The following is a 23,196-nucleotide window of genomic DNA, read 5'->3' as shown; positions in this document are numbered from 1 at the left end:
CGTCCCAATGTCACGGTCGTGTGTACGGCTGTTCTCCTGGTGCTGCTGACTGCGGCACTGGCGGGTGCACCACGTGCGGCTGCTCAACAATCGTCGCCGAAGCCGCATTCCTGCGAACCGTATCCGTACTGCGTCACCAACCCGGACGTTGTCGCACCATCTCCGGCTCTGCCGCCGGGCAAGCCCGCGTCGCCGACCGAACCGCCGCCGCTTCCGCTGCTCGACCAGCAAGGGCACGAAGGGCACGGCAACGGGCTGTTCAGCATCGACGACGGCTACGGCCGCGATCTGCACAACTACGATCTCTTTGCGAACCTCCCGTCGCTGCTGAGCGATCCGATGCCCACGATCTGGTTGTGGCTGGGGAACATGGGTTTCGCGGTCGGCAAGTACTCGGTGGGTTTCTCGGTGTGGTTCACCGAATGGTCGATGACCGCGGGCGTCGTGGACTGGGTGAAAGCCCCGGCCGAAAGCCTCGAACAAGTCTGGCAGACCTCGATCATCGGAGACCTCCACCTGCGGCAGATCGCCTTGCTGATCGCGGTGTGCTACCTCGGTTTCCTGTTCGTGCGCGGGTTCACCACCCGGGCGTGGCGCGAGATGCTTTCGACGATCGTGATCAACGCGCTCGCCGTCTCGGTTATCACACACCCCGTCGGGTTCCTGGTGGGAGATGACGGGGTGTTGAGTCTCAGCCGCGCGCTCGGCACGGACGTCAGTGCCATAGTGCTGGGCCAGCAGCCGGGCGGAACGGGGAACCCCGCGGCACCGATCGGACAGGCGCTGATCGACAACCTTCTCGTCACGCCGTGGGAACTCCTGAATTACGGCTCCGCGATCACGGGCGACCACAAAGTGGACGGAGCCTGCCGGTATTCGGTGAAGAAGGTGCTCGACGACGGCCCGTGGTCGGGCAAGGACGACAGCACCAAGGCCCGCGAGCTGGACGGCTGCCCCGACCGATACGGCAAGTACAACGAGGTCGCCGACGCCGACCGCGCGTTTGGCGCGTGGGGCTACGCGATCGCGATGGTGCTGTTCGCCATCCTGACCGTCTGCCTGAACGCGATCCAGGTGCTGGCCCCGTATCTCTTGTTGTTTGAAGGACTCCTGCTGGCGCTGGCGCTCGTCGTCGCGGTGGTCCCGGCCTGGCAGCACCAGCTCGCCTACCGGGTCAGCTCGATCGCGGCGACTGTTGCCAAAGTCTTGATGGGCATGCTGTTCCTGGCTGTGATGACGGTGATCGTGCGGTCGTTGATGACCGCTGACCTCGGCCCCGCGCTGGTGCGGTTCTCGGTGATCGACCTGGTCGTGTTCTCCGGTTTCCTGTTCCGCAAACGACTTGCCGCCAATGTCGCGCGCGTGCGGTCGCGGGTGAGCGCGGGCGTGCAGCGGATCGGGCAACCGCGCACCGCGCCGAAATCACTGCCGGAACCCATCGTGGCACCCGGACCGCATCGGATCTCCCGGACGGTCAAAGCGGGGACAGACGCGTTCGCCGAGGCCGTTGCTCCGGTCGGGGAGCTGAAGAACCGGCTTGTGACAGCGGGAAAAGCGGGCGGCAAGGCAGGAAGCAAAGTGCTGTCCTACACGATCGGCGCGCCGGTGTCGTGGCCGCGAGCCGCGCACCGGGCCAGCACGGCGCTGACCTCGAAGGGCAATGCCGCGAAAGCCGCGCTCGGACGGCAGGCCGCCGCAGCCAAGGCTTACGGCGTCCGCTACGCCAGCGGGCTCGGCACGATGTCGGGTGCGAGACCGGCTTGGCACGCCGTTACGACAGCGGCGGCTGCGGTGCAGGCGAGACACGGCGAGGCGGGGGAGAAGCCATACCTGGCCGACGAAGTCGCTGCCCACTTCCCCGCGCGCATCGCGGCGGCACCGACGTTCACCGGCACCAACCACGCAGCACCGGCCGAGCCGAAATTGCCTCCTGACGCGACGTCGTTGCCGCCGGGCATGCTCTCGCCACCCGTGTCCTGGAGCCAACGCCTGCGCGACCGCATGAACCAGATCAAGGGGGCATGACATGAATCCGTTGCTGGCGCTACGCGTTGCCGAATACGCGCGCGACGCCTACCGGCAACATCCGTGGCGATGGCGCATCCTGGCCGCGTTGCCTCTGGCCGCGCCGCTGCTCGCTGCGCTTCTGCTCGCCGGGGTCCTGATCGCGATCGCCGACGATTCGAGCGGGTCACCCGAGACCCCCGCAGACGTGCCGGGAATCCCCGCTGTCATGCTCGCCGCCTACACCCGCGCCGCACAGCGGGTCGCGCAGCTCCGGCCAGACTGCCGCGGGATGCACTGGGCCGTCTTGGCCGGCATCGCGCAAGAGGAATCCCACCACGCCACCGGCCGGGCGATCGCACCGAACGGCGACATCACGCCGCCGATCCTCGGCCCGCTCCTTGACGGCAGCGGAACCGGCGGAAACCGCACGCCGATCCGCAACCTCGACGGCACCTTCGCCCGCGCCGAAGGACCCTTCCAATTCCTCTCGACCACCTGGAGCACCGTCGCCCAAGACGGCAACGACGACGGCATCCGCAACCCGCAGAACGCCTTCGACGCAGCATTGACCGCTGCGCTCTACCTCTGCGGTCGCGGACCCCTCGACCTCGGCAAGGAATCCGACCTGCGCGACGCGATCTACTCCTACAACGCCAGCCAGGTATACGTCGACCAAGTGCTGGCCGACATCCGCAACTACGACGCGCTCCAACTCCACCCCGCAGCGGCGCACTCCCCGGCGAGCGGGCAAGCGAAGCAAGTCATCGACGCGGCGATGTCCCAGCTCGGCGTCACCTACGCCTGGGGCGGCGGCACCGCGGCCGGGCCAAGCCGCGGCATCCGCGACGGCGGCGAGGCCGACCGGCATGGCGACTACGACAAGATCGGCTTCGACTGCAGCGGACTGACCCTCTACGCGTACGCCCGCGTCGGGATCACCCTGCCGCACCAAAGCGGAGCCCAGTTCGCCCTCGGCACTCGCCTGTCGCGGGCCGCGGGCTTGGCCGCGCTACGTCCAGGCGACCTTGTCTTCTACAGCCCCGGCATCATCCACCACGTCGGGATCTACCTCGGCTACGGCCAGATGGTCAACGCTTTCGCCTCAGGCACTTTTGTCCGCAAAGACCCCGTCAACCTCCACGAGTACGCCGGCGGCGTGCATCTGCTCCCGTAGCGCCATGTCGAAACGCGGAACTGTCATGCTCTGCCTCGGCGGAGTCGTCGCGACCGGAAGCATTGTCGTTTTGGTCCTCGGATTGACCGCTTCCACTGGCAATCCATCTCGTCCCGTCGCTTCGCCAATCGCCCCTTCTTCCCGTCCTTCGTCGTCACTTCCAGCACGTGATCTCCCCGTCGGCCAACTGAGCGACGAGTCCCTCAACCGGGCTTTGCGCACGGCCAGCCCGAGCAACCTCGATCCGCAGCTCGAAAAGCCACTTCTCGTGCTCGCGACAGCGGCGCTGCTGGCGGATCTGACGGGTGCCGGCAGAGAACGCTTTTCAGACTATCTCCCGGGCGAGCCGCTGACCTGGATCTATCGAGACGTCCGCGTTCAAGGTGCCGTCGCGTGCCGTATCGACGACGTCAGGGTCGAGACGCACCTGCTCTGGGCTGGGGTGAGCCCGGATGGTCAGCACCTGGAGCGTCAAACTGCGCTGATTCGGTTGCGCTACTTCAGACAATCATGGAGACCACTGCGCTCTTGAGCGGGCTGGTGACGACTGCGCTGTCGACTCCGAGCGCCGCTCCGCGCAGATAAGGTGCGGCGCTCGGTCTCGAAAAGAGTCGGTCGCGGAATTTCCTGCCGTGGCGGTCTCGCGAAAGCTCGGCAGGTTTTGCTAGGTCAGCAGCTTGGTGAGCCGCTGTTCGACGAATCCTGAACCGGCGAGACCGTCTTCGGGCAGTGTCGCTGCGTCCTCGGCGCTGATCCGTTGTTGGGTCGAGTGGATGCCGGGGTCTTCGTTCGGGTATTCGCGGCGCACATAGCGGTCCGGGATGAGCGCGTCCTTGTGCGCGAAGGCTGGCATCGGCCAGTCGGCCCGGTCCCAGCCGGGAGACTGGCCGAGAACCGGCCAGGTCCCGTCGTGGAGGCCGATGTCTCCGAACTGGCTGAGCCAGATCGCGTCGTCCGGTCGCAACCCTTCGATGTCGGAGAGCGAGGGAACCGCAGCGCGGGCTGGGCCGAAGAAGTACCCGAAAAAGATCGAATGTGACTTCTTGGTGCTTCGGGCGATCAGGCCGACCGCGTACTTGCCGCTCTCGAGCGGTACTGCGAACCAGTCTCCCTCGCGGTACTTCTGTTTCGCGCCTCGCCGCGTCATCCGAGCTCCCCGATGAATTTGCAGGCCGCTTCCAAGTATCTTTCGATGTTGCCGTTCCTCAGGCTGATGGGGCGGATCTCGTTGAGGATCGGGCTGTGGACATCGTACAGGTACTGCTCGAGTCCTCGGACGGTCTCGTAGTCCTGTGTCTCGAATTCTGGTTGGAGCCTCAGATTCTCCTTGCCGGGTGTGCGGGAGTGAGCTGACTTCCTCTTGTCGAAGTTGTTGGTTCGTCCGATGTACTGCACGTTGCCGTCGCGTAGGCGGTGAATCGAGCCGCGTCGTTCTTTGGCCTGTCTCCCGCGTCCGTTTGAAGAGGGGAGCCGCGCGTGTCGATCTTTGCCGTCGGGGCCGACATTGGCCCGGTCGTTGGCCATTCGCCGGACTTGATCCCGAAATCAGCGGAATCGGCAGGTCGGTGGCAGTGGGGCAGGGTTGCCCATAAAGCCGACATGTTCTCCCGCACGCATGGCCGTCAGGCCATGCAGGAGAACGGTGCGCCGCAGGCGCTCGATACGGACCACCTGCTCACTAGCGCCGCGCTGTGGTGGGTGACCGCAGCGGTGGTCGCGAGCTTGATCGCGGTCTTTGCCCTCCACCGACACATCCGTTCCCGCCACCTCCGCTCTCGTGTCCGCTACGACCTGCTGCCGACAGCCGCCTTCGACCCGTCGCTGCCTGCCGTTCTGGCTTTCGCGCACCAGTTGGGCCGGGCGCGCCCGGTGCACGGCTGGGTGCCGCGCTCAGTGGTCGGCGTCCGGGTCCGGTTCGGCACCGATCCGGAATTCGGGAAGATGATCATGAGCATCGAAGGGCGGGAGTCCATCGCCGGTGTGCTGAACAAGCTCAGCTATCCGCAGGTGGAGATTCGGCGCGCGACGGCGTCCGGTGATGGAGAAACCACCCCCGTCGACGGGGGAGAAGCCACCCCGGGCGGCGTGCCGGAGAAATGACCTCGACGGCCGCCGCCCCTGGCTTGCCGAGGGGCTATTTCGCGGCTGCTTTTTTCGCGGTGCGCTTGCGGCGGGGCTTATCGTCCTGCTTCAGGCTCTCTTCGTAGGCGGCGACGACGTTGGTCGGGATGCGCCCGCGTTCGGAGACGGCCCAGTTGTTCTCGATGGCCCACGCCCGGATGGCTTTGGAGCGCTCGCGGTCCTCAGCAGTGGGTGCGGTCGAGGTGGGGCCGGCGGTCTTGCGGCCCCCGGTGCGGCGGGCGGCGGCGATGAACGAGGCGAGCTGGTCGCGCAGGGCGGCGGCGTTGTCGTCGGAGAGGTCGATTTCGTAGTGGGCGCCGTCGAGTCCGAAGGGGACGGTCTGGCTGGCTTCGGTGCCGTCAAGGTCGTCGATCATCTCGACGAGGACTTTCTGTGCCATGGCGGTGTTTTCTCCTGAGATCGGGAAGCAAGCGACCCAGACCATAACAAGCGGCCCACTGTGGCTGGTCCGCGGCAAGAATTATTGCGGCCGGTTGCAGCCTTGTCTCCTCAGCGAACCCGCGCCGGTGGAGGGACTTGACATGGCTGAGGGAGCGTTGTGAGTACGGCATGAGCCGGGACGACGTACACGTCGCGCGTGCTGAGTTGGTGCTGGCGCGACCGCCGCAATTCGCGTTGAAGGCGTTGCCGGTCCGGCCGGATGATCCGTTGCAGTCGCTGGCGAATGCGCTGGGCGACGTCCGCCCGGATCTCGGCGAGTCCGTCGACGTGTGCCTGGACTTGGTGCCGCTGACCCCGGCGCGGATCCGGCATGTCTCACGGAAGCACCAGCCGTCGGACGATTCCGCAGGTGTGTTGCGCGCGGTTGGTGAGGGGCTCGCGGAGATTGTCGGCGAGTTCCTTCCGGCAGCACGCGGGCAGGGACGGTTCTCCTCCCGGCAACCGGCGCGGAAGCCGTTGCAGCAGAACAAGTTCCATACTGACGAGCCGGTGTTCGCGATTCAGCTGCTATTGCGGTGCACGTCGGAGATTCCCGGGCGGGCTGAGGCGCACCTGCGCAGCGTGATCGGCGCGTTCGACGTCTACCGGGGCGAGAACTACTGGCGTTTGCGCGGTATTCGGTTCCTCGGTCGGCATCTGGGTGCGGACCTGCCGGTGGTGAGGTGGTTGTTCGACTGGCGGTTCACAAGCGGACTGGCGAAGCCGCGATCGGGCGCACTGGTCACGGCGAGCGAAATCGCCGCGTTGCTCAAGCCGCCGTCGGGCCGGTGCTTGTCGCCGGTGATAGCACGGAGCCGGGGCTGGGTGCTGCCTGCACCGCGTGAGGTACCGACGTACCGGCCGGACGCCGGTCTGGTGCGGCTGGGCTACGTGACCGACGTCAACGGCGAGGAGCGGCTGGTCGGCATCCCGAAGCGAGAGCTGTTGTTCTCCGCGCGGTTCGGCAAGGCAGGGTTCGGCAAGACGGAGGAGGCACTGGCGCAGGCGATCGAGATCGCCCGTGCAGGCGGCGGAATGTGGTTTCTCGACCCCCACGCGGACGGCTGGCAGCGCGCGAAGCCGTATCTGTCCGACCCCGGGCTGCGGAATCGGCTCTGGGAGATCAACCTCGACGTCCGCGGGCGCGGGAAGCGGTTGCCGGGCTGGAACCCGTTGAGCATGCAGGGCTACGACGAAACCGACATCGAAGACCGCGTCGACGCCGTGGTCACGTCGTTCGCCGCGGCGTTGAGCTGGGGCGATGCGGCTCCGCGGGCGAAGTCGATCCTGACGAAGGCATGCGAGGCGCTCTGCTACGTAGCGATGAGGGTGCCGTCTGAATGCGCACCGACGATCTTCCAAATCCCCACATTGCTGGACGACGCAGAATGGCGCGAGGAGATCCTGGGGTGCCTGCGGCCGAGCGTACGGCGGTACTGGACCGATTCCTTCACCAGACTTACTCCGGACGCGACGACGGTGGTCACGAACATCATCAACCGGCTCCGGACCAGCCCGACCCTGTCGGCATTCCTGGGCTCGTCGGTCACCACGTACGAGGTGCGCAAGGCGATGGACGCGAGCCGGATCGTGTTCGTGTGCACTAGCGGGGCCGGTGAGACGAGCAAGCTGATCACCTCGTTCATGATCTACGACCTGTTCCGGGCCGGACGGTCCCGCGCGGACATCCCGGTGGAGAAGCGCCGCCGGTTCGATGCGTTCATCGACGAGTTGGCCGCGGTGGACGGCGCGGCCAAGGGCTATGTCGCGGCGATCCTCGAGCAGATGCGGAAGTTCCAGGTCCGGCTGCACGTGATGAACCAGATGCCCGACCGTCTCGCCGCCGAGACCCGTCGCGCATTGCTGCAGAACCAGTCGCTCCTGATGACCAGCGCTGCGGCGATCGACGGTGCCCGTACGGTCGCGCGCGAGTTCGGCGGTCTCGTTCAACCGTCCACGATCACCGAACTGGAGCAGTTCCACCACGTGGCGACTGTGACGCTGGGCGGGCAGCGGACGACGCCGTTCAAAATCCGCGGCCTGCACGTGGAGGATGAGTTCGCGGAGCACTTTCACCCGGAGTGGAACGACAAGGTCGACGAATGCCTGGATCGGAATCTTCGCCGCCGTTCGGTCGGCGAGGTCCTGGACGAACTCGAAACCCTCGACGAACGCATCATCGCAGCCCTGCACGGTGGCGAACCGCCGCGATCGAGACGTGGAAGGCCGCCGGGACGGGGGAGCGGAGCCACTGCCAATCCCGGCAGCGGTGAGATCGAGTCCAGTGTGGAGTGACGGATGCTGCTCGATCCATTTCAGTTGCAGGCGCTGTTGCTCGCGTATTGGCACCGGCTCGTATCGACCGACCAGTTGGGGCGGCTGATCGCGCCGGGAATGCCCTTGCGCACGGTCCGGCACAAGCTGGCGGTCCTGCGTCGCGCAGGCCTGCTGGACGCGGTGACCCGCGAGCACAGCCCGCGCGCCTGGTACATCACCGCAGAAGGTGCTGCGATGGCTGAGGTGTCCGATGCGGTCGAGAAGCGGCAGTACCGGGTCGCGGACCCTGAGGTCGCGCAAGTGCTGCTCGCGCACAGTCTCGACGTGGTCGAGACTGGTCTCGCTTTCGTCGAGACCGCCCGCGCCCATGGGCACGACTGCGGCCCGTTGTCGTGGACTCCGGAAGTCGCGCATCACCGCGACGGTCGACGCGCGACAGTCATCGCGGACGCTGTCTTGCACTACGTCCTCGACGAAGGACACCGTTCTCAGCGAATTTTCTTCGTCGAACTCGACCGGTCGACCATGCCGGTCGCGCGCCTGGCGCAGAAGCTTGTCGCGTACGTGCGCTACCACGACTATGTGCCGCGGCGTCCTGGCGCGAGTCCGGTATGGCGATCGCGGTACCCGAGGTTTCCCCGCGTCGTGATCGTCCTCTCGGGTGCTGCGGAGCACGTGCTCGAACGCCGGCTCGCGGATCTGCGCGCTCACGCGCAGGCAATGGCAGCCGTCGCGACGGCTGGTGACCGGGTGGATCTCATCGTGACGACCTTGCGGCGGCTCCAGAACGACGGGGTGCTTGCCGATGTCGCCGTACCCATCCTCGGCACGGACACGCGCCGCCGGTCGCTGTTCGCGTCGCTTCGCGACAACACGCGGTGAGGCAGTAGAGACCCACCCGGCTTCAGAAAGGAAGCGCCCCTGCCGACAACGAAGATCGTCAGGGGCTTTCCACGTGCGCAGATGATGTGCGTTACGTCAGGTCGAACTCGCCGTCCTTGACACCGCGCAGGAATGCATCCCATTCGCTGGGGTCGAAGGCCAGGATCGGGCTCGCGGCACCGAGTTTGGTGTCGCGGACTCCGACCAGGCCGGGAACGAATCCGACTTCCACGCAGGCGTTTTCCTTGCTGTATGAGGCTTTGTGCCAGTTGGTCGCGCCGGCGAGGGCGGTGACGGCGTCCTCGTGCTTCATAGCGGTCACAGGTCCTTTGCTAGCTGACGGAACAGGGCCGAAGTCTTCTCCGGCTTGGTGGCCTTGACCCGGAGCTCGGTCAAGGCGTTGCGGTACTTCCTGATCTGCTCCAGCTCCTCGTAGTAGTAGGGCTTGACCAGCGTCTCCGCGTACACGCAGCCGGGGTAGTCCTCCAGTTCCGGCGGCGCGGACAGGATGGTGAAGGTCCCTTCCGCACCAGTGTGCGCGCCGACCGTGGCGGGCAGCACCTGGATTTTGATGCCGGGCCGGTCGGCGAGGTCGGCCAGGTGGAGCAGCTGTTCGCGAAGCACGTCCTTGCCGCCGACCTCCCATTCCAGTGCGGTGGCGGCCATGACCCGCCAGACGAGCGGCTGCTCGCCGTCGTCGAAAATCATGCGCTGGCGGGCCATCCGCAGGTCGACACGCTTGATCACCTCGTCGTCTTTCAGCTCCGGCTCGGCTCCGCGGATGGTTGCCTCGGCGTAGCGGCGGGTCTGGAACGCTCCGGCGACGACGTTGGCGTCCCAGCCTTCCAGTTGGCTTGCGGAGGACTCCATGCCCAGGAATAGGCCGAAGTCTTCGGGGAAGTCGTGCTGGCCGCCGTCGGCGAACCAGTCCTTGCCCTTGCGGGCGCGATCCCGCAAGCGCAGGAACGCCTCGATCCGGTGGGCGACGCCGTAAAGCGTGAGCAGGCGTTCGAGTTCGAGCGGTTTCGGCAGCGAGCGGCCGTTCTCGATGTGGGCGATGGCGGACACGCTGCCCCGGATCGCTTCAGCGGCGTCGGACCGCTCGAGACCGGCGGTCTCGCGCAGGTGCCGCATCGCCACGGCGAACCACCACTTCAGCGCGGTCGGGCTGGTCGTCGCCACGCGTCGCTCCTCTTCTGCCTGGTCAGTGCCGTTCGCGCTCGCCGTAAGCACAGCATGCGCAAGCACACCCGATCGGACGATCTCATTTTGACGATCGTCAGTTGTACTGTCATCAGTATGACCCACGTCACGCTGATAGCCGACACGCTACCGCTTGGCGTGCACTTGCCCCGCGACGGCGCTCCGGCGACTGCCCCCGCTGTCGAGCACCGCCGCGGGGCCTTCGACGGCAGCGGCCCCGGCGCTGACCCCCGACCAGTCCGGGGCCGCTGCCTCTCACCTGCGAAGGAGCGACCACACGATGACTGCGATCTTGTCCGCGCCGAAGGCGTACCTGGTCGAGTTCGTGCACGCCGTGACGCGGATGTTCAAGAGCAAGGATCCGGGAGACCAGCTGGTCGAGGCGTTGCAGACCGCACAGTTGGTCCCGGCGGTCTTCGTGCCAGGCATCGAGCATCAGGCGGCAGCCGCCATCGTGGCGGTGGACCTGCCGAGCGTGGTTTACCGGCGGCGAACTCTGCACCGGTGCCTGGACGAGCACTTGTTTCTGGACGCCGACGCCGGGTCTGGGGTGCGGGCAATGGCCTGTTGGGACAGTCGTGCGCACCGCGTCCGGATGCATATCGCCGAGGTCGGACTGCCAGGGCTATGGGATCGGATCGTCTTGCACTTCACCGAATGGGAGCTCTCTGGTCGTCCGGTTCCTCCGTCCACCGGAGCGACGTCGTGATGGAGGTGCGTGCCGCAGGTCTTCGGCCCGCCGGCATCGCCCCTGACGAAGGGGACGATCGTGGATGAGGTCCTGAACCTGACGCTGCGCGCGGCGGTACACGACCGCCTTGACTATCTGGACACTCTGGTGGGCAAGGCCGACGAGCTATCGAAATCCAGGTTGGCAGACACCGTGATCACCCAGCTGACCAGTGCGTGGCGGGAGCTTCTGGCCGCGCACGAGCCTGATGAGCACGGCCGCTGCCCTGCCTGCTCCGCGCCGCGGTTGTTCGGCCGGTCGCGCTGCACGGTATGGCGGACTGCGCACAGCTGCCTGATCGCCGATACAGCCGGACGTTCCCGCAGCGGACGTCACCACTTCCGGAGGCGCGGTCAGACCCCCTGACCCACTGCGGCCGAAAGCCGTTCACGAACGGCTCCAGGTTCACCTTGGCGCGGCTGTCTGCCGCTGACCGGGTGTGCAAGGAAGGAAGAGCGCGACGAAAGCCGTGCGAGATAAGGAAAAGGGAGGGGAAGCATGGAGAACGCGGCCGATCAGGCAGAACAAGGCCGAGCGATAGACGAACCGGTGTTGCTGGTCAGTCTCGGCGAGGTTTCCGCAGCGACTCAAGGCCAGGGACAGGGTCACTCGGAGGACAAGCGGCGGGCCTACAACTGATCCGTCACGCTGGTGCCCGGCCTCCGGACCGGGCACCAGCGTCGTGACAGCAGACAGGAAGGGGAGGACATGCGCTGGTTCGGAGGTTTCGCTGCGGCAGTCGCACCGCCGCGCAGCCCGGTGGGGCACGCGAGGATCTGGCCCACGGTGCCGGGATGCTGGACGTGCGGCCAGTGGGCAGGGCACGAGGTGCGTGCGGCGTGGTCCGGGCCGCGGTTCGTCGCGGTCGCCGGCACCTGCGGGATCACTGCGGCCGAATTGGCTCGGCTCGCCGAGCGTGGCGTGCCGGATGACGCGGCGTGGCGGTGGCCGGGCAGTTACACGACGGTTGAGGTCACCCGGACCGGGACTCGGGTCTGGACCGATCTCGGCGGCGCGTGGCCGATCTACACCGCGACGGCGGACGGAGGGACTTACTGGGCGTCCAGTTCCCGTGCCCTGGCCGGGCTCGCCGGGGCGCGTCCGGACGTGGACCGGCTCGCCGCTTGCCTGCTCGCGCCGTTCGTGCCGGTGCTGCTGGCTGAGCGGTCCGCGTTCGAAGGCATCGCGCTCGCCCCGCCTGGACACCGGCTCACCATGGATGGCGACGGGGCGCGCGTGGACCGGGTGTGGCACCCCCGACCGCGGGCGGGTTCACTACCCGGGCAGTTGCGCAAGGAGTTGGCCTCGGCGACGAAGGTGCGCATTGATACCGCGGAGTCGCTGACGTCGGACTTGTCCGGCGGGTTCGACTCCACGGCGCTGGCGCTGCTGGCAGGGAGCCAGGCGAGGCCGGGGCAGGTCGTGACCGGGGTGACGGTGCATCCTGCCGGACGCGCCAGCGGCGGAGACCTGGACTACGCGCGGCTCGCCGCCCAGCACACGGGTCTCACGCATCGCTTGCTGCCGTTGACCGGTGAGCACGCCCCCTACAGTGGACTGGCGGAGGTACCAGCGACCGACGAGCCCGCGCCCTCGACCGTCGCGCACGCCCGCTTCGCGGGGCAGTTGCGCTGGATCCGCGACACTATCGGCACCGACTGCCATCTCACCGGCGACGGTGGCGACAGCCTGCTGTGCACGCCGCCGATCATGCTCGCCGACCTCGTTGCCGCCGGCCGTCGCCGGCGGGTCGTCGTCGAGACAATGCGGTGGGCACGGCTGCGGCGGTTGCCCGCATGGCCCCTCCTGGCCGCCGCGCGCCGGACCGCGCGCACTCGTCGCGCCGACGCGCTGGCGGCATTGGCGCGAGAGCTGCGCACCGGTGGGGCATCGACGACACCGGACGGCCACATCGGTTGGCACGCAACGGAACCGGTGCCTCCGTGGGCGACGGCCGACGCACGCGAACGCGCCGACGCCACGGCACACCGGGCCGCCACACGAGCTGTCGACGTTCCGGCCGGGATGTTCGCCACGACCCTGGCCGCCGAGAGCATGGCCGAGGTCGGCCGGTCCGCCCGCGCCGACATCCAGCTTGCTGAACACGTCGGCGTGCCGTTGGCGAACCCGTTCACCGACGCCCGCGTCGTCGACGCCTACCTGTCGGTCCCGCTCGTCGAACGTCCTGGCCCGGCCAGCTACAAGCCCGTGCTGGCCGCTGCCATGGGCAGCCTGTTCCCGCCACGACTGGCAGCTCGGACCACGAAGGGCGACTTCAATCCGGACCACTATGGTGGCATGCGCGCCAACCTGCCCGCCTTGCACGATCTCGCCGACGGCCACCTCGCTGCCCTCGGCCTCATCAAGCCGGATGCGCTGCGCCGCAGTCTGACCCTCACCGCAGCCGGACTTCCGGTGCCGGGCTCGACCGTCGAACCCGCCATCGCCGCCGAAGTCTGGCTGCGCGCCCTCGACCGCGAGCCCCGTGTTGCGTGGACGTCGCCCAGCAAGGCAAAAGGAGCAGCATGAGCCCCCGTTACCTCACCGCCCCAGGCCATGTTCGAGCTGTCGACGTCGGCCCCGCCACAGTGATCGTGAACTACCGAACCGGCCAGGCGGAGACCCTGATCGGCCCGGCGGCACAGTGGTGGGCCGAACTCGCCGCCGGCGGCGATCCCACCGCGACGACCGTGCTGCACGAGGTCACCGCACGCACGCTGCGCGGCCAGCTTCTCGACGCCGGTTTGCTCGTGCCGTCGCCGCGACCGGAACCCTGGGCGCCTCCGCCGACCGGACCAGCGTGGGAGCCGAGCTGGGGCACCCAGGAACTCGCCGCCGGGCGACCCGAACCGGTTCCCGTACCGCTGGCCGTCACCGTTCTCGCCGGGATGGCGCTGGCGTTAGTGCTCGTCGTCCTGACAGCCGGTCCTCGCGGCGGTCGCCTTGCCCGGCTGAGCTGGCTGCTGGCTCGGGCGGCGCGGCGGACGACTCGTCCGGCCGCTGTGAACGACGCCCGCCGGGCTGTGCACGCAGTCCGGAAGGCCGGGCTGCTAGCGCCGGGCAGGGTGGCGTGCCTGGAGGAATCCGCGGCCGTGCTGATGCTGCTGGCTGTGTCGCGCCAACGGGTGACGTGGTGTCATGGCGTGGCGGCTGACCCCGTCCGGCTGCACGCATGGGTGGAGACTGACGATAACGAACGGATAGCGGAACCGCCGTCGACCGCGCGGTTCGCAGTGCTGCGCACCATCCCGGCGCGCTACAACGGAGGGGACAAGCGATGAACGAACCGCGTATCTGGATCCGCGGTGAACGAGCCGGGCTCGGCCCGTTCACCGAAGACCTCGTCGACCAGTACTGGCAGTGGGAACAAGACCCCGGCACGCTCGTCGGCTACGGCCGCCAAACCCCCGACTCGCTCGCGAATCGGCGCGAAGGATTCCAGCACCAGGCCCGCGGCACCGACGATCAGCTCCGCTTCACCGTCTACGACGTCGCCGCCGTCCCGCCGACTCCGGTCGGCGCCACTGCGGTGCTGATCGACCACCACGTCCGCACCGGCGAGTTCATCATCCAGCTCGGCCCGGACCACCGCGGCAACGGCCTGGGAACCGAGGCCACCCGGCTTACCTTGGACTACGCCTTCCACATCACCAACCTGCGCTGCGTCTACCTCTCTGTGCTCTCCCCGAACAAAGCCGCCATCACCGCTTACGAACACGCCGGATTCCGTGTCATCGGGGAGAAACGCAACTCGGGGTATTGGCTCGGCCAACCCGCCAACGAGACGCTGATGGACGCCATTCCCGATGACTTCGTCGGTCCCTCCGCGGTCCGCCAGCTGATAGCTCCAGATCGGTGAACCCGCAGCAGCGTGGGCAAGCGCGCGGATGGGGCCGTGCTCCGCCCGTTTGAGGCAGCGGCACGCACTCCTCCTGCAGAAGTCGCGTATCGGGTCGCGGATTCCCGGACATGTCTCCCATGTCGCTGTGTGCGATCAAGGGGAGGGCGCGGTGGAGTTGCTTCGATCTGTCGGGTGGGTCACCAACCACGACGAGGCACACGGCCAGTTGCTCGTCCGCGGAGCGGATCTCGCTGGGGTGATCGACCGTGCACGCGCCTCGCTTGCCCAGCAGTTTCCCTGCAACTGTTCGCTGGGACGGCTGCACATCCTCCGGGTGGGTTGGTGGACGAGCGCGCCGTGCCGTTGTCGCCGGACGATCGCCTCCTCCAATCATCCGCGCTGGCACTACCGGCCTGCGCGTAGCGAAGACGACGACGCCTGGTACGGCGCGGAGGTGCGGATCGAGGTCCGCCGTGACGGCTAACCTGTGGTTCTTGCGAGCTGTGGTTGCGGCCTTCTCCGGTGTCGCCGGGATTGTCGTGCTCCGACGAGTCGGAGTGACCTCCCGTCGGCGGGAACTCGCCTTGATCGGCGCTGTGCCAGCCATTGCTGGCTGCTCGCCACCGCTTCTGTTGCCGACCGCGGTACCTCTCGTCCTTTTCGGAGTATCTGCTGCCATCGTCGACTTCGCTGAATATCGCGTTCCGAATCGGCTGAGTGCAACGTTTTTCGTGTCCTTGATGGCATTGATCGCTTGCACTGCAATGTTTTCGGGAACGCCGGAGATGTTGCTCCGTGGTGTGGTCGGCGGCGTGGCTTGGGCCGTGCTGTTGTTGGCCTCTTTCGTCCTCAGCAGGCATCCCGGGCCTGGCGACGTGAAACTGGCACCGTCTCTGGGGTTGCTTGCGGGTGCCGCAGGCTGGCCGGCGATTGGTGCTGCGATCGTCTTCAGCTACCTGATCGCAGGGATCCAGGCACTGGCAATCGTCGTGCTTCGGCCCGAGCAGCGCAGGATCCCGCTTGCGCCAGCGATGGTCGGCGGCACGGTGCTGGCAATAGCGCTCACGCCGTTGGCCGACTGAATAGAGCTGTGCAGTCGCGACCGTGTCTCGCGTTGTACTGCCCCCGGAGAAGGAGTCGTCGTGAACGATCAGCCATGGCCGGAAGACATGCTCGACTACGCGGCAGCGAACGCAGCCGACCGGTTCGACCTCGATCAGGACCAGGCTCGGGACCTCGTCGGGTTGGTGTCCGAAGCATTGGAGGACGGCGGTGACGCCGTGGACGACGTCGCTTGGGACGTGCATCAGCAGGATGATTCTCTTCCTGGCGAGGACTTCGTCGAGGATGTGGCTGACAGTCTGGGCTACGACCTGGGGTAAGCCGTCTACAGTGGACGGTACCCCGAGAGATCGAACGGTCGGAACGCGGCCGGCCTGGATGTGGCGCGGGCGGAGTCCGGCCGCGGAACGACTGTTCGAACCAGCCTGGGACGTAATCCTTGTTGGGCTTCGCGGGTCATCGGCCGGCCTTCAGGCCGCAGAGCGCTGTCTCGATCGTAGCGGCTGTCAGCGCGGGGGAGAGCGCTTCGCTGGCGAATCGACGGACTGCGCGGATATAGGCAGCGGTAGCCAGTTCGGCTGTCAGATAGATGGAGCAGCCTGCATGTCGCAACGCGACCGTCGGTGTCCTGCCCTCAGTGCGGTAGACGGTGAAAGCCGGGAGATCTCCTACGTCATCTGTTACCAGGCGGACACTTCTGTTCTCCTGCCGGTGGAGCCGCAGCAGCAGTTCGTTCTGCTCGATCATCGTGTCGCGGTTCGTATCCGGATTTCGACAAGATCGAGCGCCGACAAACAGGTCTCGAATCGCCGATGCGTCCCCAGCGAGAGCAGGCTCGTTCAAACCCGGGCTCTTCCCTACGTTCTCGGCCTGCTGTTCTCGACCGTGCAAGCGCAGCGGTGCCCACTCGATGATGTGCGACGACAGCCGTTCGTAAACAGCGGTGAGTCGCGCCGCGGCGTCTTGCCTCGGCTCAATGTAGTTCTCTTGGCGTGCGTCCGCGGCGAGTTGCCGGAGGTGATCGAGTTTGGCTTTGGTCAGCCTCAACACTCCCGCTACAAAGGAGACCATGTCAGGCGGGGGAATCCGCTCTCCCAACTCCCAACTGCTCACCCGAGCCGGGTTCATCGAGACTCTGCGGGCCAATTCGCGGACTCCCCACTTGGCGTCCAACCTAGCCGCGCGAAGCTCGACTCCGACGGCGACAGCAGCAGGCGGAGCGGCGCGAACACAGGCGTTCATGGTGTGCTCGGCTTGCCCTGGTTGTCCGCGCTGCCGAACGCGGCGGAGCTCTCGGTGGCTCGCAGCTGCGCTGTGTCTCGCGCGCTGGCCGCGTGCTCACACACCAACTCCGCGGCCTCCGCGAGCAAGTCGCCGAACTCTCGAAGCTCGTCCGCCGTCAGCTGCCCGGCGATGAGTTCGACGAGAACCCGAGGCAATCGTCGGTACACGGCCGCGAGCCCGGTCAAGGTGTCGATGATCGAGAGTTTCACGGGATCACCCGTCTGGTCATTGCAGGTCCTCCACGGCTTGGTGCAGCGTGCTTGGAACGACTGTGGATCTTCTGACCTGACCGGACCAGGGCGGGATCGGGGCAGGCGGGGGCGTTTTGGGGGCGTTCCGTCCGCTGGCCACGGATTAGCAGGCCATGGAACATGAATGCGCCGCGGGAAAAGCTGAAGCGTGCGCGCGAAGCCGCTGGATATACCCAAGAGTCGTTCGCCTACACGCTGGGGATCGACCCGAGCACCGTCAAACGTTGGGAGCGCGGCGTTTGGGCACCGAGCATGCACCGGCGCGCAAAGATCGCAAAGCTTTTAGGGATCAGCCTTCGCGAGCTTGGCGAACTGCTTGTCCAAGAAACATCAGCCGAGGCCGGTGACCCCGAAGATTCCCTCTCGTCTGCGGTGGATTATGAGTTGTGGTCGGACGACCTGGACCGTGCGCTGGTGCACTTTGGACGACCAGACTTTCGCGCGTGCACTGCCTTGATCGACCGATCGCTGCGGCAATTCTCGCCGGACAGCAACGACACGCTCGGCATGTCGCTGTACGCCCGAACCCTGCGGCTCCAAGGGGACCTGCTCCAAGATCAGGGCTTGCTTCGTGGCCCGTTGTCGGCGAGGCAGAGCTACTCGCTCGCGCGTGCGGTCTTCGCCGAACTCGGCAGGCCGCGACGGGTGGCCCAGGTCGAGTTGCAACTGGCGGTGAACGAGGAGATGACCGGTGCATACGGCACCGCGGCGGAGCGGTATCTCGAATTGGCTGACGACGCGCGTTTGTCGGCTCGCGAGCGCGCGAGATCGCAGCTTTGGGTCGGGACTGCGCTGAGCAAGGCGGGTAAGCCTCAGGAGGCAGTCCGGTTCATCGAACCGGCGATCGTCGAGTTCGAGAGATTGGAGGAACCGATCGACTGGTCGACCGCCCATCAAAAGCTCGCGCTCGCGCACCGGAGCGCGGGCGACCTCCACCACGCGACTGCTGCGATCGGCGTAGCGCTGGACGCACAGGGGACTGGAGCCCCGATGCAACAGGTGCGGCTGGGCACGGCCTACGGCCACGTCCTGTTGTCCGATCCGAGGACAGAGACGGCGGGGCAGCGCCGACTCGAGGAAGCTGCCACGGTTGCGGAGCGATACGGCATGATGCACCAGTTGCGAAGCATCCGGAGTCTTCTTGGCTCAGGGACAACGGGCATGACCGCGAGGAGTTGACTGGTTACGTGGAGCGGGAGCTGACGACGCAGGACTGGGCAGATGCTGAGGTCGTCTGGGATTTCCATCAGCTCCACCATGAGCTCGTTCCGTGCTCGGCCGCGCTGGTTCTGGGCGGCAACGACATCGGGGTCGCGTCCTTCGCGGCTGACCTGTACCACCGAAGCCTGTTCCCGGTGATGGTCGTCAGCGGCGGGAAGAATCCCGCGACCGAGAAGATCTTCCCGCGCGGCGAGGCCGAGCATTTTCGGGAGGTCGCGCTCGCGTGCGGCGTTCCGGACGAGGCGATTCTGCTGGAGCCGAACGCGCGGAACACCGGCGACAACATCGTCCTGTCACGCGAGGTCTTCGCTGCGGCAGGGGTCCGGCCGACATCGCTGTTGCTGATCGCGATGCCTTACATGGAACGTCGTGCCTACGCGACCTGCCGACGGCAATGGCCTGAGGTCGATCCTCGCTGCGCGTCCGCGCCCGTGGTCCTGAGCGAGTATGTCAAGACGATCGGGCCCGCGGCTGAGGTAGTCGACATGATGATCGGCGACATGGAACGGGTCATGCGCTATCCGGAGCTGAGATTCGCTATCGCGCAGGACGTCCCGGAGGCCGCTCTGGCTGCGTATTCGCGACTTGTCGAGCGCGGATTCACCAGTCGCATGCTGAGGGCTTAACGCAGGTGAAACCGAGCCTTAGCTGAGTAGAATTACTCTCTGTCCTCTCGGTACTACGTTCAGGTGAACCCCCGCTGTTTGCCTCCGTCCGCCGACACTCCAGGCATACAGTTGATCACTCGACGCAGTCTTCGTGCTGATGTCGTTGGGTTCGTCGGACGGCAGGGGAGGCCGGATGAAGGACACCAAGCACGCGCCAATTAGGGATGCGTTGCGGGTCAGAGAGTTTCGCGTCCTGTGGCTGACGGAAGCGTTGTCGGTCTTCGGGGACCAGTTGGCGCGAGTCGCGCTCGCGTTGCTGGTGTACGCGCGAACGAATTCCGCACTGCTGACAGCTTTGACCTACGCGTTGACGTTCGTGCCAGCCGTTCTCGGCGGATTCCTCTTGTCCGGCTTGGCGGACCGGTTTCCGCGTCGCACGGTGATCGTGGTGACGGACGCGATTCGAGGGTGCTTGGCCGCGGCGATGGCGATTCCCGGAGTGCCTCTGCCGGTCCTGTGGGTCCTGGTCGGCTTGCTCACTCTGGCGGGAGCGCCGTTCAAGGGAGCCCAGCTAGCGCTTCTCTCCGATGTGCTTCCCGAGCAGACTCTGCAGGCAGGCCTGGGATTGCGGCAGATGACCTCGCAGATCGCGCAGGTCGCTGGCTTCGGCCTCGGCGGTGTTCTGGTCACGGCGTGGAGCGCCAGCGCCTCGTTGGTGCTGAATGCCGCGACCTTCTTCCTCAGCGCGGTGCTGGTGCTCGTCTTCATCCAGCAACGCCGTGCTGCAGCGGCCGAGGCAGGCAGTGCTGAGCACAGCGGGCAAGGGAAGCTGGATGGCCGGATCGTCGCAGTAGCACTGTTGGCCGGGCTGACCGGGTTGCTCGTGGTTCCCGAAGGTTTAGCTGCGCCCTTCGCGAGCGCCGCTGGGGTGGGATCCTTCGGCGTCGGGCTGCTGATGGCCTCGGACCCGATCGGCAGCGTCGTTGGCGGGTGGTGGGCTGCGCGCCGGCAGGCAAACGACGTGCTGTCTGCGAAGGCGGTTGTCCTCCCGGCCGTCTTGGCCGGTGTGCCGCTGATCCTGTGCGCGTGGTTGCCAGGCGTCTGGTGGGCAGCAGCGTTGTGGGCAGTGACCGGGATGTTGTCGACGGTTTACATCGTCCGGATGGTCGCCGCGGTCCGCGAGCTTGTCCCTGATTCGCGTCGAGCCACGGTCATGGGGCGATTGACGACGGTGCTGTACAGCTCCCAGGGCGTCGCGATCCTGCTCGGCGGCGTCGTCGCGGAGCAAGTCGGCCCGGTCGGTGCGGTCGCGCTGTCCGGCGGTGCTGCGGTGATCGCCGCGGCTAGCACCGGGCTGGTGTGGCAGGCGGCCCGCCCGCGGAGAGCGAGAAGCGCCGCGGACGAGCCTGCGCCGGTCATTGCGGCGTGATCACAGGTCCTTGTTGCGCATGGAGGCCCCCTCCCAGGTGTCCGGCTTGAGGAGGGGCAAGTGGCCGGCAGCCCCTCCCTTGGGAACGGAAGGACTTCAGTATGCCTGGCGTGATCGGCCCGTGGTGGGCTAGCAGACGAAGCTGGGCGATCTGGGCTATCCCGCGTGCGGCCATCGTGTTTCTGCTGCTCGTGGACGGCGCGGCCATCGCCGTGACGACCAGCTCCGCGTTCGCGCCGACGACGGCGCGTGACGCGCTTGAGTGGGTTGTGCTGGTGGCGCTGGGGCTGGTCGCGGCCGAGATGACCCGTCAGGTCGAACGGCGCAGACGCCGATTCTCGAATACGCCGCACGTGAACTTCTCGTCGGTCTGGACGTTGTCGGCGGCGCTGATCCTGCCTCCGGCACTGGCTTCGGCATTGGTGGCGGTGTTGTACCTGCACCTGTGGTTCCGCAGCTGGCGCGGAGTCTCGGGCATTCACGCGTACCGAGTGGTCTTCAGCGCGTGCAACGTTGTCTTGTCTTGCCAGGTCGCGGGCTGGGCTGGCCGTCAGCTGGATCTCGTACCGCCCGGAGCGGAGCGCGACGCGGTGACGGCAGCTGGGCTCGTCGGCGTGATCGCGCTCTACTTCCTGGTGAACTCGACGGTCGTCGCCATCGCAATCGTCTTGATCAAGGGGCGGATGAGCCTGGCTGGCTTGCTCGGCCCCGTCAACGAGAACCTGCTCGAGCTGGCGACCTTGTGCATGGGTGCGCTCACAGCGCTGCTGCTGGTCTGGTGGCCCTGGCTGGTCGTCGTGATCTTCCTGCCGTTGTATGCGCTGCACCGCACGGTGCTGATCCGGCAGTTCGAGCAAGCAGCGACGACTGATGCGAAAACCGGCCTGCTCAATGCGGCGAGCTGGACCGCGATCGGAGAAGCCGAGATCGAGCGGTCCCGGGAGTACGGCACCGAAGCCGCTTTGCTGCTCATCGATGTCGAATATCTGGTCGAAGGCCGCTACCAGGAGGACTGTCTGGTGCCGGACCGGGTTCTTCGGCAGGTTGGCGACGCTCTCCGGGATGAGGTTCGCGGCGATGACTTGTGCGGACGCCTCGGGGGTGCCGAGTTCGCGGCAGTTCTCCCTGGCACCCGACCCGACGTACTTGTCGCCGTCGCGAGGCGAATTCGGCAGCGAATCATCGACGTATGTTCGGATTCTGCTGAATCATTAGCTCGAATCTGTGTTTCAGTTGGTGCGGCGTCGTTCCCCGGAGTCGGGCGGACACTGCAGGAGTTGATGACTGCTGCCGACAACGCTCTGTTCACGGCGAAAGACGGTGGACGGCGGAATCAGGTGCTGGTCGTCGAAGCGACCGACGATGGGCTGGGTGGCTCGTGAGCCACCAACAGCAGTACGGAAGCGGAGCGCGGTACTTCACGGGTGATCGCCGGGAGCGGTGTGACCGAATGCGCGCTGCGACGGATGCGTCGAGCCTCACGTCCGATGCGGCGCGCAAACTCAGGTCCGCTCAAGGGTGACATGGTTACTGGCGATTGCGAGGTGCCATCCGTCGGGCCAGGCGCTGGCCGCCGCGTCGGCTTCCGGACTGGTCGTTTCGGGGTTCTCAATGACCGTGCTCTTAAGCTCGACTGATGCGGCTCCGCCGAGCCAGTTGACTTCTCGGAAATCGGCGCTGCCGGAGAATGCTGCGCCCTCGAAACATGCCTTCCTGTGGAAGGCACTTGCCCGGAATGAGACGTGTCGGCCGAACTTCGCCGGACGGTAGAACTGATCGCCGTCGAACCTGACGTCGTCTGCGAAGACCGAGGACGTGAACCACGCCGAGTTTGTGAACTCGGTGCCGCGGAAATCCGCAAGACCCTTGAAGTTTGTGTGCTGCATGAACGCCAGCTCGCACGTTGTTCCGCTGAAGACCGTCTCACCTGCGAGGGTTGCGTCATTCAGATTGATGGAGACCAGCCGGGCTTCGGCCAGGGCGAAGTCAAGGAGGTGTGCTCCGGTCAGGTCCAGATCGATGCCTGCCCAGAAAGTGTTTGGTGAACTCGGCGGTTGGGCGCGGTCGGCGAGCGGCTCGTCGCGCAGATGGTCTGCAAGTATGCGTTGTGCTGTGGTGCGTACCTGCAGCTCCTCTCGTTGTTGACGCTCTGTGGGTTCGTTGAGGTCAGCTTGTTCGTCAGGTGGTGTATACGGCATCCGCAGGTACGCGCAGACAACGTTTGTTACGGTCTGGCGGTGGCCGGGGTTGCCCTGACCCAGCCGCTCAAGCGCGTATAATCCCGCCAGTCGAACCGGGGCCTTGTCTGAGCCGAGCTGGTCGGCTGCTTTGGTATAGAGCTCGGTGACTCGACGTTCGACCGCATCTTGGCGAGTGTCCTCGGCGACTTTCTCTGCGTGGACTTGCACGCGATCACGTTGGGCGAGCTCGATCTGGCGAACCTGCAGTTCCAATTCCTGGGTGCGCTGCCGTCGCGCCGCCAAGTACAGCGCGAAGAGGCCGCCTCCTCCGACTATGACCCCGGAGGCAACTTTGACTGCCTCGATCTGCGCCAAGGTCCTCTTATCCACGTCATTGAGGGCCCGATCGTCGATCCAGCGCCACAGAGCGATCAGCACGGCTACGCCACCCAGGACGGCGAGTACTGCGACAAGCGGCACAGTCC

Annotated in this window: 27 protein-coding genes; 19 read left to right on the top strand and 8 right to left on the bottom strand. The window is 66.5% G+C overall.

Annotated elements, in window-relative coordinates; translation table 11 throughout:
• The first annotated feature begins 18 nt into the window (after window positions 1-18).
• From ACFORO_RS08530 to ACFORO_RS08520, 3 genes are read left to right on the top strand one after another with little or no spacing between them, the layout of a single operon-like run.
• Window positions 19-2,025, top strand: a complete 2,007-nt coding sequence (locus ACFORO_RS08530) for a hypothetical protein (protein ID WP_377868213.1) — start codon at window positions 19-21, stop codon at window positions 2,023-2,025.
• 1 nt (window position 2,026) lies between these two features.
• Window positions 2,027-3,181, top strand: coding sequence for a C40 family peptidase (locus ACFORO_RS08525; protein ID WP_377868214.1), 1,155 nt, complete (start codon window positions 2,027-2,029; stop codon window positions 3,179-3,181).
• A 4-nt stretch (window positions 3,182-3,185) separates the two neighbouring features.
• Window positions 3,186-3,713 (top strand): hypothetical protein, encoded by a 528-nt coding sequence (locus ACFORO_RS08520; protein WP_377868215.1) that lies wholly within the window; start codon window positions 3,186-3,188, stop codon window positions 3,711-3,713.
• Between the two features lie 132 nt (window positions 3,714-3,845).
• Here the strand turns inward: ACFORO_RS08520 and ACFORO_RS08515 are convergent, their stop codons facing one another.
• Together ACFORO_RS08515 and ACFORO_RS08510 are read right to left on the bottom strand one after the other, a co-directional pair.
• Complete coding sequence (locus tag ACFORO_RS08515) at window positions 3,846-4,328, bottom strand: Imm26 family immunity protein (protein WP_377868217.1); 483 nt, start codon at window positions 4,326-4,328, stop codon at window positions 3,846-3,848.
• The gene (locus tag ACFORO_RS08510) at window positions 4,325-4,576 is read right to left on the bottom strand and encodes a hypothetical protein (RefSeq protein WP_377868219.1); all 252 of its coding nucleotides are present in this window, start codon (window positions 4,574-4,576) and stop codon (window positions 4,325-4,327) included. The genes ACFORO_RS08515 and ACFORO_RS08510 overlap by 4 nt, the downstream gene beginning before the upstream one ends.
• 81 nt (window positions 4,577-4,657) lie before the next feature.
• Here ACFORO_RS08510 and ACFORO_RS08505 point away from each other — a divergent pair, with 81 nt between their 5' ends.
• Window positions 4,658-5,281: a hypothetical protein gene (locus ACFORO_RS08505; protein ID WP_377868220.1), complete on the top strand. Its 624-nt coding sequence runs from the start codon at window positions 4,658-4,660 to the stop codon at window positions 5,279-5,281.
• Window positions 5,282-5,315: 34 nt separating this feature from the next.
• On the opposite strand, the gene ACFORO_RS08500 is transcribed toward ACFORO_RS08505, so the two are convergent.
• The gene (locus ACFORO_RS08500) at window positions 5,316-5,702 is read right to left on the bottom strand and encodes a histone-like nucleoid-structuring protein Lsr2 (RefSeq protein ID WP_377868221.1); all 387 of its coding nucleotides are present in this window, start codon (window positions 5,700-5,702) and stop codon (window positions 5,316-5,318) included.
• Window positions 5,703-5,872: 170 nt separating this feature from the next.
• Here ACFORO_RS08500 and ACFORO_RS08495 point away from each other — a divergent pair, with 170 nt between their 5' ends.
• Together ACFORO_RS08495 and ACFORO_RS08490 are read left to right on the top strand one after the other, a co-directional pair.
• Window positions 5,873-8,038 carry an ATP-binding protein gene (locus ACFORO_RS08495; RefSeq protein ID WP_377868222.1) on the top strand — a complete coding sequence of 722 codons (2,166 nt, stop codon included), beginning with the start codon at window positions 5,873-5,875 and terminating at the stop codon, window positions 8,036-8,038.
• 3 nt (window positions 8,039-8,041) lie between these two features.
• Entirely contained in the window at window positions 8,042-8,902 is an 861-nt protein-coding gene (locus ACFORO_RS08490; RefSeq protein ID WP_377868223.1) for a replication-relaxation family protein, read from the top strand.
• A gap of 91 nt (window positions 8,903-8,993) precedes the next feature.
• Here ACFORO_RS08490 and ACFORO_RS08485 read toward each other — a convergent pair whose 3' ends face one another.
• Window positions 8,994-9,215, bottom strand: a complete 222-nt coding sequence (locus ACFORO_RS08485) for a DUF397 domain-containing protein (RefSeq protein ID WP_377868224.1) — start codon at window positions 9,213-9,215, stop codon at window positions 8,994-8,996.
• A gap of 5 nt (window positions 9,216-9,220) precedes the next feature.
• Window positions 9,221-10,084: a helix-turn-helix domain-containing protein gene (locus ACFORO_RS08480; RefSeq protein ID WP_377868225.1), complete on the bottom strand. Its 864-nt coding sequence runs from the start codon at window positions 10,082-10,084 to the stop codon at window positions 9,221-9,223.
• Window positions 10,085-10,385: 301 nt separating this feature from the next.
• On the opposite strand from ACFORO_RS08480, the gene ACFORO_RS08475 reads away from it, so the two are divergent.
• The 9 genes from ACFORO_RS08475 (at window position 10,386) to ACFORO_RS08435 (ending at window position 16,058) form a co-directional block, all read left to right on the top strand.
• Window positions 10,386-10,814, top strand: coding sequence for a hypothetical protein (locus ACFORO_RS08475; RefSeq protein ID WP_377868226.1), 429 nt, complete (start codon window positions 10,386-10,388; stop codon window positions 10,812-10,814).
• A 9-nt stretch (window positions 10,815-10,823) separates the two neighbouring features.
• Window positions 10,824-11,201, top strand: coding sequence for a hypothetical protein (locus ACFORO_RS08470; RefSeq protein WP_377868227.1), 378 nt, complete (start codon window positions 10,824-10,826; stop codon window positions 11,199-11,201).
• A 132-nt stretch (window positions 11,202-11,333) separates the two neighbouring features.
• Entirely contained in the window at window positions 11,334-11,474 is a 141-nt protein-coding gene (locus ACFORO_RS08465; protein WP_377868228.1) for an albusnodin family lasso peptide, read from the top strand.
• Window positions 11,475-11,543: 69 nt separating this feature from the next.
• Window positions 11,544-13,364 (top strand): albusnodin/ikarugamycin family macrolactam cyclase, encoded by a 1,821-nt coding sequence (locus ACFORO_RS08460; RefSeq protein WP_377868229.1) that lies wholly within the window; start codon window positions 11,544-11,546, stop codon window positions 13,362-13,364.
• Window positions 13,361-14,116, top strand: a complete 756-nt coding sequence (locus tag ACFORO_RS08455) for a lasso peptide biosynthesis B2 protein (RefSeq protein ID WP_377868230.1) — start codon at window positions 13,361-13,363, stop codon at window positions 14,114-14,116. The genes ACFORO_RS08460 and ACFORO_RS08455 overlap by 4 nt, the downstream gene beginning before the upstream one ends.
• A complete protein-coding gene (locus ACFORO_RS08450) occupies window positions 14,113-14,694 on the top strand; it encodes a GNAT family N-acetyltransferase (protein ID WP_377868231.1) in 582 nt (193 codons plus the stop codon). The genes ACFORO_RS08455 and ACFORO_RS08450 overlap by 4 nt, the downstream gene beginning before the upstream one ends.
• A gap of 151 nt (window positions 14,695-14,845) precedes the next feature.
• Complete coding sequence (locus tag ACFORO_RS08445; RefSeq protein ID WP_377868232.1) at window positions 14,846-15,160, top strand: hypothetical protein; 315 nt, start codon at window positions 14,846-14,848, stop codon at window positions 15,158-15,160.
• 19 nt (window positions 15,161-15,179) lie between these two features.
• Window positions 15,180-15,758: a prepilin peptidase gene (locus tag ACFORO_RS08440; protein WP_377868388.1), complete on the top strand. Its 579-nt coding sequence runs from the start codon at window positions 15,180-15,182 to the stop codon at window positions 15,756-15,758.
• 60 nt (window positions 15,759-15,818) lie between these two features.
• Entirely contained in the window at window positions 15,819-16,058 is a 240-nt protein-coding gene (locus ACFORO_RS08435) for a hypothetical protein (protein WP_377868233.1), read from the top strand.
• Window positions 16,059-16,194: 136 nt separating this feature from the next.
• Here ACFORO_RS08435 and ACFORO_RS08430 read toward each other — a convergent pair whose 3' ends face one another.
• Together ACFORO_RS08430 and ACFORO_RS08425 are read right to left on the bottom strand one after the other, a co-directional pair.
• Window positions 16,195-16,980 carry a helix-turn-helix domain-containing protein gene (locus tag ACFORO_RS08430; protein WP_377868234.1) on the bottom strand — a complete coding sequence of 262 codons (786 nt, stop codon included), beginning with the start codon at window positions 16,978-16,980 and terminating at the stop codon, window positions 16,195-16,197.
• Window positions 16,977-17,231, bottom strand: coding sequence for a hypothetical protein (locus ACFORO_RS08425; protein ID WP_377868235.1), 255 nt, complete (start codon window positions 17,229-17,231; stop codon window positions 16,977-16,979). The genes ACFORO_RS08430 and ACFORO_RS08425 overlap by 4 nt, the downstream gene beginning before the upstream one ends.
• Window positions 17,232-17,393: 162 nt before the next feature.
• Here ACFORO_RS08425 and ACFORO_RS08420 point away from each other — a divergent pair, with 162 nt between their 5' ends.
• The 4 genes from ACFORO_RS08420 to ACFORO_RS08405 all read left to right on the top strand — a co-directional run bounded on the left by ACFORO_RS08420 (window position 17,394) and on the right by ACFORO_RS08405 (window position 21,913).
• Window positions 17,394-18,452 (top strand): helix-turn-helix domain-containing protein, encoded by a 1,059-nt coding sequence (locus ACFORO_RS08420; RefSeq protein ID WP_377868236.1) that lies wholly within the window; start codon window positions 17,394-17,396, stop codon window positions 18,450-18,452.
• 8 nt (window positions 18,453-18,460) lie between these two features.
• Window positions 18,461-19,120 carry a YdcF family protein gene (locus ACFORO_RS08415; RefSeq protein WP_377868237.1) on the top strand — a complete coding sequence of 220 codons (660 nt, stop codon included), beginning with the start codon at window positions 18,461-18,463 and terminating at the stop codon, window positions 19,118-19,120.
• Between the two features lie 175 nt (window positions 19,121-19,295).
• Window positions 19,296-20,531, top strand: coding sequence for an MFS transporter (locus tag ACFORO_RS08410; protein ID WP_377868238.1), 1,236 nt, complete (start codon window positions 19,296-19,298; stop codon window positions 20,529-20,531).
• Window positions 20,532-20,632: 101 nt separating this feature from the next.
• Entirely contained in the window at window positions 20,633-21,913 is a 1,281-nt protein-coding gene (locus ACFORO_RS08405) for a GGDEF domain-containing protein (RefSeq protein ID WP_377868239.1), read from the top strand.
• A 120-nt stretch (window positions 21,914-22,033) separates the two neighbouring features.
• On the opposite strand, the gene ACFORO_RS08400 is transcribed toward ACFORO_RS08405, so the two are convergent.
• The gene (locus tag ACFORO_RS08400) at window positions 22,034-23,149 is read right to left on the bottom strand and encodes a pentapeptide repeat-containing protein (RefSeq protein ID WP_377868240.1); all 1,116 of its coding nucleotides are present in this window, start codon (window positions 23,147-23,149) and stop codon (window positions 22,034-22,036) included.
• Window positions 23,150-23,196: the final 47 nt, after the last annotated feature.

This window comes from Amycolatopsis halotolerans (genome assembly GCF_042647905.1).
GTDB classification, from domain to species: domain Bacteria; phylum Actinomycetota; class Actinomycetes; order Mycobacteriales; family Pseudonocardiaceae; genus Amycolatopsis; species Amycolatopsis halotolerans.
Note: the sequence above shows the minus strand (reverse complement) of the source record. Positions and strands in the feature narration are given on the sequence as shown.

Bases quoted from the DNA above. Each gene is read 5' to 3' on its own strand.
- ACFORO_RS08490 (WP_377868223.1), top strand. From the start codon at position 8,042: ATGCTGCTCGATCCATTTCAGTTGCAGGCGCTGTTGCTCGCGTATTGG.
- ACFORO_RS08460 (WP_377868229.1), top strand. From the start codon at position 11,544: ATGCGCTGGTTCGGAGGTTTCGCTGCGGCAGTCGCACCGCCGCGCAGC.
- ACFORO_RS08410 (WP_377868238.1), top strand. From the start codon at position 19,296: ATGAAGGACACCAAGCACGCGCCAATTAGGGATGCGTTGCGGGTCAGA.
- ACFORO_RS08515 (WP_377868217.1), bottom strand. From the start codon at position 4,328: ATGACGCGGCGAGGCGCGAAACAGAAGTACCGCGAGGGAGACTGGTTC.
- ACFORO_RS08420 (WP_377868236.1), top strand. From the start codon at position 17,394: ATGAATGCGCCGCGGGAAAAGCTGAAGCGTGCGCGCGAAGCCGCTGGA.
- ACFORO_RS08485 (WP_377868224.1), bottom strand. From the start codon at position 9,215: ATGAAGCACGAGGACGCCGTCACCGCCCTCGCCGGCGCGACCAACTGG.
- ACFORO_RS08430 (WP_377868234.1), bottom strand. From the start codon at position 16,980: ATGAACGCCTGTGTTCGCGCCGCTCCGCCTGCTGCTGTCGCCGTCGGA.
- ACFORO_RS08520 (WP_377868215.1), top strand. From the start codon at position 3,186: ATGTCGAAACGCGGAACTGTCATGCTCTGCCTCGGCGGAGTCGTCGCG.
- ACFORO_RS08455 (WP_377868230.1), top strand. From the start codon at position 13,361: ATGAGCCCCCGTTACCTCACCGCCCCAGGCCATGTTCGAGCTGTCGAC.
- ACFORO_RS08525 (WP_377868214.1), top strand. From the start codon at position 2,027: ATGAATCCGTTGCTGGCGCTACGCGTTGCCGAATACGCGCGCGACGCC.
- ACFORO_RS08450 (WP_377868231.1), top strand. From the start codon at position 14,113: ATGAACGAACCGCGTATCTGGATCCGCGGTGAACGAGCCGGGCTCGGC.
- ACFORO_RS08465 (WP_377868228.1), top strand. From the start codon at position 11,334: ATGGAGAACGCGGCCGATCAGGCAGAACAAGGCCGAGCGATAGACGAA.
- ACFORO_RS08405 (WP_377868239.1), top strand. From the start codon at position 20,633: ATGCCTGGCGTGATCGGCCCGTGGTGGGCTAGCAGACGAAGCTGGGCG.
- ACFORO_RS08495 (WP_377868222.1), top strand. From the start codon at position 5,873: ATGAGCCGGGACGACGTACACGTCGCGCGTGCTGAGTTGGTGCTGGCG.
- ACFORO_RS08475 (WP_377868226.1), top strand. From the start codon at position 10,386: ATGACTGCGATCTTGTCCGCGCCGAAGGCGTACCTGGTCGAGTTCGTG.
- ACFORO_RS08500 (WP_377868221.1), bottom strand. From the start codon at position 5,702: ATGGCACAGAAAGTCCTCGTCGAGATGATCGACGACCTTGACGGCACC.